General features: G+C 69.7%; 11 protein-coding genes. 4 read left to right on the top strand and 7 right to left on the bottom strand.

What is annotated here, in order from left to right; all coding sequences use genetic code 11:
* From ABN028_RS28505 to ABN028_RS28490, 4 genes are all read right to left on the bottom strand, one after another.
* The coding region (locus tag ABN028_RS28505) for a glycoside hydrolase family 38 N-terminal domain-containing protein (protein WP_502879220.1) at window positions 1-1,787 on the bottom strand (1,787 nt) is incomplete at its 3' end.
* A 116-nt stretch (window positions 1,788-1,903) separates the two neighbouring features.
* Complete coding sequence (locus tag ABN028_RS28500) at window positions 1,904-2,407, bottom strand: DUF6912 family protein (protein WP_349327087.1); 504 nt, start codon at window positions 2,405-2,407, stop codon at window positions 1,904-1,906.
* Between the two features lie 90 nt (window positions 2,408-2,497).
* Window positions 2,498-3,652: a patatin-like phospholipase family protein gene (locus tag ABN028_RS28495; RefSeq protein ID WP_349698755.1), complete on the bottom strand. Its 1,155-nt coding sequence runs from the start codon at window positions 3,650-3,652 to the stop codon at window positions 2,498-2,500.
* 39 nt (window positions 3,653-3,691) lie between these two features.
* Window positions 3,692-5,146, bottom strand: coding sequence for a WS/DGAT/MGAT family O-acyltransferase (locus tag ABN028_RS28490; protein WP_349698754.1), 1,455 nt, complete (start codon window positions 5,144-5,146; stop codon window positions 3,692-3,694).
* 98 nt (window positions 5,147-5,244) lie between these two features.
* Between ABN028_RS28490 and ABN028_RS28485 the strand changes: the two genes are divergently transcribed.
* Both ABN028_RS28485 and ABN028_RS28480 read left to right on the top strand, forming a co-directional pair.
* Window positions 5,245-5,631 (top strand): cupredoxin domain-containing protein, encoded by a 387-nt coding sequence (locus ABN028_RS28485; protein ID WP_349698753.1) that lies wholly within the window; start codon window positions 5,245-5,247, stop codon window positions 5,629-5,631.
* A gap of 5 nt (window positions 5,632-5,636) precedes the next feature.
* The gene (locus tag ABN028_RS28480) at window positions 5,637-7,049 is read left to right on the top strand and encodes a hypothetical protein (protein WP_349698752.1); all 1,413 of its coding nucleotides are present in this window, start codon (window positions 5,637-5,639) and stop codon (window positions 7,047-7,049) included.
* Between the two features lie 11 nt (window positions 7,050-7,060).
* Here the strand turns inward: ABN028_RS28480 and ABN028_RS28475 are convergent, their stop codons facing one another.
* The gene (locus ABN028_RS28475) at window positions 7,061-8,365 is read right to left on the bottom strand and encodes a CpaE/TadZ family protein (protein ID WP_349698751.1); all 1,305 of its coding nucleotides are present in this window, start codon (window positions 8,363-8,365) and stop codon (window positions 7,061-7,063) included.
* 24 nt (window positions 8,366-8,389) lie between these two features.
* Window positions 8,390-8,998, bottom strand: coding sequence for a hypothetical protein (locus tag ABN028_RS28470; protein ID WP_349698750.1), 609 nt, complete (start codon window positions 8,996-8,998; stop codon window positions 8,390-8,392).
* A gap of 338 nt (window positions 8,999-9,336) precedes the next feature.
* On the opposite strand from ABN028_RS28470, the gene ABN028_RS28465 reads away from it, so the two are divergent.
* The gene (locus ABN028_RS28465) at window positions 9,337-9,570 is read left to right on the top strand and encodes a helix-turn-helix domain-containing protein (protein WP_349327078.1); all 234 of its coding nucleotides are present in this window, start codon (window positions 9,337-9,339) and stop codon (window positions 9,568-9,570) included.
* 79 nt (window positions 9,571-9,649) lie between these two features.
* On the opposite strand, the gene ABN028_RS28460 is transcribed toward ABN028_RS28465, so the two are convergent.
* Window positions 9,650-10,165 carry a hypothetical protein gene (locus ABN028_RS28460; protein ID WP_349698749.1) on the bottom strand — a complete coding sequence of 172 codons (516 nt, stop codon included), beginning with the start codon at window positions 10,163-10,165 and terminating at the stop codon, window positions 9,650-9,652.
* A gap of 400 nt (window positions 10,166-10,565) precedes the next feature.
* Between ABN028_RS28460 and ABN028_RS28455 the strand changes: the two genes are divergently transcribed.
* Entirely contained in the window at window positions 10,566-11,405 is an 840-nt protein-coding gene (locus ABN028_RS28455) for a LysM peptidoglycan-binding domain-containing protein (RefSeq protein ID WP_349327076.1), read from the top strand.
* The last annotated feature ends 37 nt before the right edge of the window (window positions 11,406-11,442 follow it).

Below are 11,442 nucleotides of genomic sequence, written 5' to 3'. Positions count from 1 at the left end.
GTCCATGCCGGCGTCGCGGGAGGGCCACCGTGGATGAGCCGGTACGTACGCCAGCCGAGAGCCGGTACGCCGTCGGCGCGGAAGACCAGCGTGCCCCGGTCCCGCACGGACGGCACGTCCGCTCCGGCGTCGTCGACCAGCCTTCCCGGCGGGCACCCGACGACCTGGGCGAGTTCGGAGCGGTCGAAGCCGAGCGTGTTCACGACGACGACCGGCGTACTTTCGCCTTCTCCTGAAGGCTTTTCGGCGGGGCCGGTGTCGATCCGGGTCAGGAGCGCGTCGAGGGCGGTGTCGCGACAGGCGGTCGCCAGGTCGTACGCCTCCCGCCAGCCCGCGAGCAGGTCGATGTAGACCTGGTCCGACTCCGACCCGGTGATGGCGTCCTGGTGCGCGCCGTACGCGAGCTGCCGCCACACCTTGTCCAGCGCGGCATCGGGATAGCGGCCGAGGCCGAGCAGCGCCGCCAGAGTCGCGAGCTTCTCCGCGTCGATGACGGCGATCTCCGCCGCGCGCTGCGCCTGCTTGGTGTCGATGTACGACACGTCCTTGCCGGTGTAGATCGGGTTCATGTCCCGCGTCTGCGGACTCGGCCGCCGGCCCGTCGCGTACATCTCGGTGCGTACGGCGTCGAGGAAGTCGCGCGGCGTCCCGCAGACGAACCGCGGCCAGACGTACCTCGCGTTCCACGAGCGGTGGATCGCGGTCACCCACTTGTTCGGCGGGGCGTAGTCGGTGCCGACCGGCAGCATCAGGTGCCGGGTCGCCGCGACCGGCTTGAGGATCCGGTACATCGCGTAGACGGCGAGCTCTGCATCGGCGAGGGTGGCCGCCGAGTTCATCCACCATCCGGCGGAGTAGTGGTTCGGCATGTAGTGGGTGAGCACGCCGCGACCGCTCGGCGAGATCCACTCGAACTCCGACGGAAACTGCATCGCCGACGCGTCGGCGCGGGCCATGCCGAAGTTCTTCTGGACCGGCCCCCACTGGTGGTACGGCCCACGGGCCCAGGCGCTGCCGGTCAGGCCGGCGTCGGCGAGGTACCCCGGCAGCTGGGGGTCGTGGCCGAAGACGTCGAGCTGCCAGGCCGTCGTCGGGTCGCCGCGCAGGATGTCACGCTGGTAGCCGATGCCGTAGACGATGTTGCGGATCGTCGTCTCCGCACAGCTGAGGTTCGTACTCGGCTCGGTGTACGTACCACCGACAAGTTCGACGCGGCCCTCCGCGAGAAGCTTCCGCAGGTCGGCCCTACGTTCGGGCTGCGTGTCGAGATAGGGCTTCAGATAGTCGATCTCGGCGAGGACGAACGTGTAGTCCGGGTCGCGGAGCGCCAGGTCGATGTGGGCGTCGACGAGTGCGAACCCGTTCCGCTCCCAGGGTCGGGGCGGCGAAGCGTCACCCGGCAACCCGTCCACGGGGATCTCGGCGGAGCTGCTCGGGGAGTTCCACCAGACCGGGTCATAGTGGAAATGCGAGACCATGTACATCGTGTAGCCGGGCCTCTCGACCGTGACCGTGGTGTCGAGGCTGGTGTCGCCGACCGTGACCGTCACCGGGACGGTGTTGCCAGGTGGCACATCCGGAAGGTCCAGCCCGACTTCGACAACCACCACGCCCACGCCCGCCGGGACCATGGCCGTGCCGGTGACGCCATCGCCCCTGACGCTCAACCGGATCGGCTCCACGAGCGTGCGGCTGAGCGTCGCGCGAAGGACCTGGCGTGGCGCGTCCGGCGTACCGACGAACAGATCCGTGGACTCGGCCGCGGCGAGCTGGAACGGCACGGGCACCCCTCCGACGCTGCTGTCGCACTCGCCCGAATCGCGCTGATCGGGTCACGTTCACCCGCGAGGTCGAGGCGGTAGCAGCTCGAAGTTACTGCATTCTCACGCAGCGTCCGGGCGGTTTACGCTCTGTCCGCCTTGTCCAGCAGGTCCGGGATCTCCTGGCGCGCGAACCACATCAGCTCGTGGGCGCCCGCCTCGTCGACGATGAACGAGGCGTCCTGATCACCTGCGTCAGCTTCGACCACGGCGTCCGCCGCCGCGCGTACGGCATCCATCGCCTCGCGGTCGTCGACGTGGACAGCTTCGATCGCCTCCAGGGGCAGTGCCGCGTTGATCGTCACCGCCGCGCGCCCTTCCGCCGGATTGGCGGACACCATGCCGTCAGGCGCCTCCGCCGCCACCACCGTCCGGCGCCGTGGGGCGTCGGGATCGAACCGCAGCTGGTGTAGGGAACCGCGCGCGGCAGCGGCCATCGCCGCGTACTCCAGCTCCTCCTGGTCGCCTTCGGCGTACCACTCCCGCAGCGTCGGCGTCACCGCGTAGGCAAGCGTGGGTGGCCCGAAACCGCCCTGCGCCACCGCGTCGGCCAGCTGGGTGAGGGTCATCCCGAGGTACACGCGCATCCTGTCGTCCTTCGTGCGGTCCGGTGCCTGCTCTCCGCCGGCATCCCTCTGACGCGGGACGCTGGTCCCTCGCATCCCGCACCCAGGACGCTATCGCTCGTCGCGCCGCCGACTTGCCGCGCCGCCGGAGCGACCACCCCGGCCCTTGCCATTGCCGCTGTTGCCACCACGCTTGCCACCGTTGGACGCGCCGCCCCGCTCGCCCTCGCTGGACTTGCTGGCCGGGCCGCCACTCTTGCGGCCGCCGTTACGCCCGGAGGTACGTCCGTCCGGAGAACGCCGGACCGTGGCCTGTCCAAGCCGAGCTCGGCGCATCCCGCGCACCGTCGCACGGCTGGTACGCATCGACGTCTCCAGGACCTCCAGTCGGCGATGCTCGTCCATCGGGTTGGTGCCGAGCGCCACCAGGTCCTCTGCCGACGGCGCGATGATCGTGACCTGAGTGCCCTCCGCCCGCAGGTGCTCGACCTCGCGGTTGAGCTGGCGGGTCAGCGCCCGGCGCCAGTGCTGCAGCATCCACAGCGACGGCCCCATCGAGTTCGGTGACGCCAGCCAGGCCAGCGGGGCGACGACGTAGACCTCGTCGAGGCGATGACCCGCGATCAGGTCGGCGGAGGCGATCGAGGTGGTACCGCCGTCGACATAGACCCGGCCGTCGATCTCGACCGGTGCGAACCAGCCCGGGATGGCGCACGAGGCGGCGACCGCCTGCGCCGGCACAATCAGGCCGTCGCCCTCCGGCCGGCCCAGCGCGACCCGCCCGCCCGCGTCATAGTCCATCGCCACCGTCTGCAGACGCGGATGCTTCGGCCAGTCCGGGAGGATCTGCTCGATCAGTTCGGCAAGTGCCTGGACCGAACCCCGGCCACGGGGAACCAGGCCCGCCAGGACGACCGGAGCGCTCAGCAGCCGCCGATCGCGTACGACAGCGGCGAGGAGTCGCGCCGACCCCACGCCGGGCCACGGAGCGGGCGGGCGGCCGCCCAGCGCGTAGTCGAACTCCACCTCCGCGAGCGGGCTCCCGTCGAGCACCTCGCCGCGCTGGTGGGCACGCTGCTCGTGCGGTGAGACACCTGCCGCGAGCAGCGCGGCCACCACAGATCCCGCGGACGTACCGAGAAGAGCATCGACCTTCGTCGCGTCGAGGCCGATTTCCTCCTCGAGGGCACAAAGCGCGCCAATCATCCAGGCCGCACCCAGGACACCGCCCGCGCCGAGTACCAGTCCGCGTCGCGGGCTACTCATGGCGTCCTCCTCACCGTCGGCTCAGAGTCCTCCTGCCTCTCAGTGTGCCGTGCCTTTGCGACGCTGTGCCGGACGTTTGCCCGCCCGGGACTTCTTGGGGGCCTGTTCAGCCGCATCAACCAACTCAGCAAGGGCATCCGGGATGCACTGCGCAAGGACGTCAAGGTCGGACATGGCGACACGATCCGCGTTGAGGCCGAAGTAAACTGCCCCGTTGTACGACGTGAGTCCGATAGCGAGCGCCTGTCCCTTGGCGAGCGGAACGACCGGATAGGTCGAGACCATCGTGGCCCCGCCCACGTAGAGCGGCGTCTGTGGCCCCGGAACGTTCGTGACCACCAGGTTGAAGATCCGCCGGGACAGCGAGCTCGCGACCCGGGCGCCCAGCGCGTGCAGCGTCGGCGGGGCGAAGCCGGCCATCCCGGCAAGGGTCCGCGCGCGCACCGCCCGGCCGGTCTCCTGATGCGCCCTCATGGCGTACGACACCTGGTGCAGGCGCATGGTCGGGCTACCCTCGCCGACCGGCAGGTCGACGAGGTACTCGGCGACCCGGTTCGGCCCCTCACCAGTGAGCACGCTGACGGGAACGAGCGCGCGCACCGACATGTTGGCGGCCACTCTCACCCCTCGGGTGAAGAGCCAGGCGCGCAGTGCCCCGGCGACGGTCGCGAGGATCGCGTCGTTGACGTCCCCGCCGAGGCGTGCCCGGATGCCGCGGTAGTCGTCCAGCCGGGTCTCCACCGTGGCGAATCTGCGCTGGGCACCGATCGGCACGTTCAACGGACTCCCCGGCGCGGGACTGGCCGCCGTCCGCATGGCGGCCGCCACGCTGCCGACCGCTCCGCCGACGGTCCGGGCGACCCAGCCGCCGGCCACGGGCAGGTCCGACACGGCGCGGCGGGCCGACTCGACGAGATCCCCCGGCCGGTGAACGGCGTCGACCACCGCTCCCGCGAGCAGCTCCAGCGCTGACGGCTCCATGGCGGGCATCCAGCCGTCAGCGGGACCGTCCGGCGCCCCGGGCGAGACGTCCAGCACCACCTGCCCGATGTCGACCGCGGACACCCCGTCGATCACCGCCTGGTGGGTCTTGGACAAGAGCGCGAACCGGCCGTCCTCGAGACCCTCGACGAAGTACATCTCCCACAGCGGACGGGACCGGTCCAGGGGCCGGCTCATGATCCGTGCGACCAGCTCCCGAAGCTGCTGCGGGGTCCCTGGGCGCGGCACCGCGGACGGGCGTACGTGGTAGGTGAGGTCGAAGTCCTCGTCGTCCACCCAGACCGGATTGGCGAAGTTCCCCGGCACCGACTTGAGGCGCTGCCGGTAGCGGGGTACGTAGGCCAGCCGCTCCCGCACCACGGCGAGCAGCCGGTCGACGTCGAACCCGCCCTCCGGCGGCTCGAACAGCTCCACACTGCCCACGTGCATCGGCGTCGTCGGCTCCTCCAGATAGAGGAACGACATGTCCAACGCACTCAGCCGGTCCGGCATCCCGCGTACCTCCCTGGAGGGGCTCTTACACAGTCCGCGTACGGTGAGTCGCCCGAGGTGTCCGAATTTCGTACCGTACCTGTCGGAGGACTCGACTTATGCCCGCCCGCGCCCGACTGATGCCTGCTCTCGTCGCCGGAGTCCTCGTCGTGTTCGGCTTGGTCGGCGGGTGTGCCGGCGGGTCTGGTGGAACCGGATCATCAGACAGTACGCCGCCGCCGGTCAAGCGGCTCAGCGTCAAGGTCGCCGACGGTGAGGTGTCGCCCAACGCCGCCCGGGTGGAGGTGGCCAACGGCACACCGATCGAGATCACGGTCACCAGCGACGTCGCGGACCGGCTGCACGTGCACGGATACGACGAGGAGGTCGCGGTCGAGCCGGACAAGCCGGGCACACTGGAGTTCGTCGCCGACGAGGCCGGCCGGTTCGAGATCGAGCTGCACGACGGCGACCGGCTCGTCTACCAGCTCGTCGTCCTCCCGTGACGCCCATGCTCAGCAGCACTGTCGGAGGCAACGTCGGCGTCGGTCAGAGCCTCGGTCGGGGCGGCACGATCCTGGCGCACGGGATCGGCGGACGTGGCGACCTTCCCGTACCTTTCTCGCTCGCGCTGGCCGGCGCGGCGGCCGCCCTCGTCGTGTCGTTCGTCATCCTGGCCTGGTCGTGGCCGGCGCCACGCTTCGACAACCGCGAAACGGGACGGGTGTTGCCTCTCGCCCTGACGCGGGTGGTCGACGCCGGCGTCTTCCGGTCGGCGCTCCGGGTGCTCGGCCTCCTGGCGACTGCGTACGTCGGTGTCGCGGCCATCTTCGGGCCCGACCTGCTGGTCAACCCCACGTTCGGCGTTGTCTACGTCCTGCTCTGGGTCGGGCTTGTCCCGCTGTCGGTGGTGTTCGGCCCGGTGTGGAGGTACCTCAACCCCCTGCGGCCCCTCCATCTGCTGCTCGCGCGGCTGCTCCGGGTCCCGCCGGTCGAGGGCCTGATTCCCCTGCCGGCCCGGCTCGGCGCCTGGCCGGCAGCCGTCGGGCTATTCGCGTTCGTGTGGCTCGAACTGGTCGCTCCCGACGCCACGTCCCTCGCCGTGCTCCGGATGTGGGTCACCGCGTACGTCGTCCTGTCACTGCTCCTCGCCCTCGTGTACGGGGCGAGGTGGTTCGACCGGGGCGATCCGTTCGAGGCGTACTCGACGTTGTTCGGTCATCTCTCGCCCTTCGCCCGGCGCCCCTCGGACGGACGGCTGGTGCTTCGCAATCCCCTCGCGCACCTCGCCGGGTTGGGTACCGGACCCGGATCGGTCGCGGTGGTGGCCATCCTGTTGGGTTCCACGGCGTACGACGGGTTCTCCCAGAGCACGACATGGATCGGGTTCGTTCAGGGTTCGGGGATTCCGGAGGTACTCGCGGGCACGGGCGCGCTGGCGGGGTCCATCCTCGTGGCCGCCGGATCCTTCTGGCTGGCGACGGTGCTTGCCGGGGGCCTGGCGGGAGGCGGAGCGAGCGAACGCACGTCGTCGGCGCCACGGCTGCGGTCCGAGCTGCCCGGAGCGTTCGCCGGTTCGGTCGTACCGATCGTGCTCGGCTACCTGATCGCCCACTACTTCACGCTGCTGGTCCTCGAAGGGCAGCAGACATTCATCTATCTGTCGGATCCGCTGGCGAACGGCGCAAACCTGCTTGGCCTTGCCGGACGCGACGTCGACCCGTCGCTCGCCAACAACCCTCAGATGGTGGCAGGGGTGAAAGTCGGCGCCGTCGTCGTCGGCCACGTTCTCGGTGTGATCGCCGCCCACGACCGAGCGGTCGCGCTCTTTCCCCGACGGACGGCCCTGCTGGGACAGATCCCCCTGCTGGTCGTGATGGTCTGCTACACCCTCGCCGGGTTGACCCTTCTCTTCGCCACCTAGCTGGCGGGACCCTAGGCCTTCTTCCGCCTGCGCTGACGGGGAAGCGTGATTCCCATGAGGTCGGCCGCGAAGTTTCGCAGCGGCAACCGGGCCGGCGATTTGGGCGCCACCTCGGCCAAGGACCTGCCCTGGGCGATCGCGGTGTCGAACGAGAACCGGTCGTAGGGCACGCAGACCACCGCGTCCACACCGGCGTACCTCCGCAACGCGTCCCTGATCTGGCCCTCGGCGTCACCACCGACCGGTCCCTTGCGGACGCTGTTGACCACGACCCTGACCGCCACGCCAGGCACCGCCTCGCGGAGTTCCTCCAGCCCACGGATCAGTCGCTGCAACCCGATCGGGTCGGCCGCACCGACGGCGATGACGGTGGTGGCGCGTTCGATCGTCGTGAGCGTCGCGCCGTTACGGCGCGGCGCTGCGGTGTCGAAGGAGATCTCCTCGTCCTGCTCCAGGCAGAACCCGCAGTCGACGACGGTCGCGGCGGCCAGTTGCCGAGCCAGGTCCCAGACCTGCTCGAGCGCCGAGGCCCGGAGCTCAGGCCAACGGTCGGCCCGCTGGATCCCGGTGAGCACCCGAAGCCGGGGCAACACCTCCCGGGCGTGCCGGGCGAGGCCGGCCAGGTCGAGTGAGCCGCTGTTGGCCGACCGGCATGCCGCCGCCAGGCCGGGCGCCTCGTCGAGCAGTCCCAGTGCCTGCGCGACCACACCGCCGTAGACATCGGCGTCGGCGAGCAACGTCGGTACGCCGAACGTCGAGAGCTCGGTCGCCAGCGTCAGCGCCACCGTCGTACGCCCCGGCGCTCCCGCCGGCCCCCACACGGCGAGCAACTGGCCGGTACCCGTGCCCGTCTCCGGAGTGACTCCGATGTCCTGCATCGGCGGCAGTGACGGCATAGCACCCCACGGGTTGGAGACCGCAAAGTCCGGCTCCGGTGCGCGGCCATGGGCGTGCGCGATCTCCACCGACTCGGCGACCGCGCCCGCAAGGACGTCGGCGGGCGCGTCAGCGGGGACCACCTTGGCGATGCCGATCCGGTGCAGACGTTCCTCGCCCTCGGTGTCGCCTGGCGACACCACACCGACGACGGCGACACCGCCCGCGATCAGCCGAGCGACTGCCTCGCGGTCGAGTCGGCGCAGGTCGGCTGAGAGCAGGACCGCTCTGGCCTGGCCCGACTGCGCAGTGGCGAGAAGGTCGGGCAGGTCGACGCACCGGCGTACGACGTCAAGACCGAGCGAGCTCCGCTCCAGCGCGGAGACCAGGTCGGACTCCCATCGCGCACCGGTGACGGCTGTCAGGACTGGGAGGGACACGATCCCACCTCGGCTCTCACGATCTCACTTCGGCTCTGGGGCTACATGTTTGACGACGACCGCCTTCGCGTTGGCCGCGTGCGCCACCAGATCCTCGAGGGACATCCCACCGCTTTCCTTGTCGCGAGCCAGCCGGATGGTCGCGCTCGACTCACCACCACTGATGCCATCGCCCTCGGGGATGTTGACCACGATGATGTCCGTCGCGCCGACCACGGCCGCCTTGGGTGGGAACGCGTCGTCCTCGGAGGCGACGAAGTAGACGTCGACCCGATCGCCCACGCGCAAGGACTTCGGCAGCAGACTCGGCAGCACGGGGATGGGCGCATCCTCCAGCTGACGGTCAGGGTCGTCTGTCCAGGAGTCACGAGGAAGGAACTCCTCCCCGCCGACAGAACGGAGCATCCGCGCGCCCTCCGGGATCTCCTCCCGGGCCGACACGTAGCGGTCCGCGTCCCCCTGGCTCGTGAACTGCACCTTCTTCGCGACGAGTGCATCCTGGGTGAGTGGCATGGCCGGCTCGAGCCTGACGTCTTCCCTCAACGCCCAGATCTCGACCGTCTGGTCGGCAGCTGCGACGACCCTTGCTCCCAACACCATCGAGACGAGCACCAGCAGGATGCCGAGGAACAACTTGGGATCGAGCCAGCGAGGTCGCGATTGCCGAGTGGCCTTGGGGGACGGCACATCCGACAAGGTCTTCCTCCGGATTCGCAGGGTCGTGGTCGTTTCGTGGCCTAAAGGCGTCGAGACACAGTACGACACCATGCGTGACAGGTGCGCGGTCCGGCCACATCGGGCCGCCGAGCCCGCCAGGAGCCTTCACGGAACGTTCTGCTAGATATACGTTCCGCGTTCACGTCGCTGGAGACGTAGCCGCGACCCGCCCCAGGGTCCTGTGGACAACCGAACGCAACCACAAGCAAACGCGTGGCAGACTGGCTACGCACCACGTTCGGAAGGAGCTCCCCTTGCCCGTCACGCCGAGGTTCTTGCAGTTGGCCGATGTTGCGGACGTCCTCAACATCTCAGCCGCGCAAGCCTATGCCTTGGTCCGCAGCGGCGAGCTCCCCGCGATCAAGATCGGCGGCCGCGGCCAGTGGAGGGTGGAGGCCGCCGCGCTCGAGAAGTACATCGAGCGCATGTACTCCGAAACCCGTGACTTCATCTCCGCCCACCCCTACGGCAAGGCGGACGAGTTCTAGCCCCGTACGACGTCCTGGGCGTGCGCGGGTTCAGCACCCAGCTGCCTCGGTGGACGAGAGCCTCCGCGCACGTAGACCCTCACGACCTGCGGACGAACGCGACGCCGGCGAACGGCACGGTCCGGATGCCCCGAATGTCCCTCGTCCGCCGGATCTCCGCCTGGCCGTGCTCGGCCATCTCGAAGAAGTCCGCACCCACCCTGTCGATCGTCCCTGTGACCGCCGTCGCGTCGCGGAGCGCCACCAACACCGCCGCCCGGTCGCGGGCGATCCCGCGGAGCGCGTAGCCCAGCGTGAGCCTCGCTGCGACCTTGCCTTCGCTGCCGGGCGCGGCGGTGAGACCACCGAGCCCGGTCAGGCCGGTGATGGCGTCCAGCGGGATCAGGGCTTCGAGACGGTGCTCTTCGGCGACCAGGAGCCAGTCGGCGCCGACACCGGCAACCGTCCCCGCGATCTTGCCACCGCCCAGGGTGAAGACGGTGACGGGATGCCCGAACGTCGGTCGCAACCGGTCGACCAGCCGGAAGCGGGCGACCTCGCGCCTGGTCCGGTCGGCCAGCTCCGAGGTGAGCTCGGCGGCCTCGAGCTCTGCCATCTGAGCATCCAGATCTTCGAAAAGACTCTCCCAGCGCACCGGGCCACCGTACTGGTCCACGCCGACCCGTCAGACGGCCCCAGGCATCCAGCCACAGGCAAATGGATGCAAACGCAGCCAATCGCATGCGTCATGTGGACCTCGGTCGCTTCCCGCTGTTACGCAAGTCTTCGCGGAGCTGAAAACGGGGACTGGGTTTGAACCACCCACACTGGTTCCTGCGTCCAACCAACCATGGGACACACGCAGTCGATCCGGCATCTTTGCTGGTCAGAGAGCATCTCTAGGACTCCGGCACCGACAGCGTCGCACGTCGTACGACCGCAGCCAGGTTGACAGTGCCGCTAACAGCAGAGTATGAAAGCAAACGCAAGCAAACGAAGGATCTGGAGGCGAAGGCATGAGGATCGTCCGTCGAGTGCTCTCCCCGGTCGGGGTGCTCCTTGCATTCGTCGGCGGCGGATGGGCGCTTCGCTGGCTGACAGCCGGTAGCTGGACCGCGGTCCAGGGCCCCAATCCGACCTTCGACGCGCTTCTCGTCCTCCTCGTCGCTGTGCTCGCGTGGGCCTGCTTCGCCTGGCTCGCGCTCGGCACTCTGCTGATGGCCCTCTCGGTGATTCCTGGAGCACTCGGAGCAGCCTGCGGGTCACTCGCGGAGCGACTCACGCCCGCCGTCTACCGTCGGGCCGCCCGGGTCGCGCTCGGCCTCTCGGTCGCCGCAGGACCGATCCTCGGGGCTCTTCCAGCCAACGCGGCAACGGTCGACCAGCCGACGCAGGCGGCCGCGGCGGCGCAACTCCTCCCCGGTCTCGACCGGCCGGGCACGTTCGGCGGTCAGGTCGAACAGCAACTCCCGAGCGGCGCCCAGCTCCCAGGCCTTGACCGGCCGGGCGGTATGGACCGGCCAGGCGGTGGCGACGTCCTCGACCAACTCCCGATGCCGGACCGGCCGGTCTCCGACCAGGGTGCCGGGCAGTCCGGGCTGCCCAATCCGGATCGCCCGATCTCCCGGGATCCGGTGACCCGCCCCGCTGTCCGTCATGTCGACGACCAGCACCAGGTCGTCGTCAAGCGCGGCGACAACCTCTGGAACATCGCCAAGGCGAGCCTTCCCGACGGTGCCAGCAGCGCCGAGATCAACCGCGAATGGCACCGGTGGTACGAAGCCAACCGCCAGGTCATCGGGGACAACCCCGACCTGATCCTGCCGGGCCAGATCCTCACACCACCGCAGCGATGACCATGCCGTACGCATCAAACCAGCACCTCGACCACCA

Source organism: Actinopolymorpha sp. B17G11, from assembly GCF_040196095.1.
Lineage (GTDB): Bacteria > Actinomycetota > Actinomycetes > Propionibacteriales > Actinopolymorphaceae > Thermasporomyces.
This window is presented reverse-complemented; position numbering and strand designations above follow the sequence as displayed.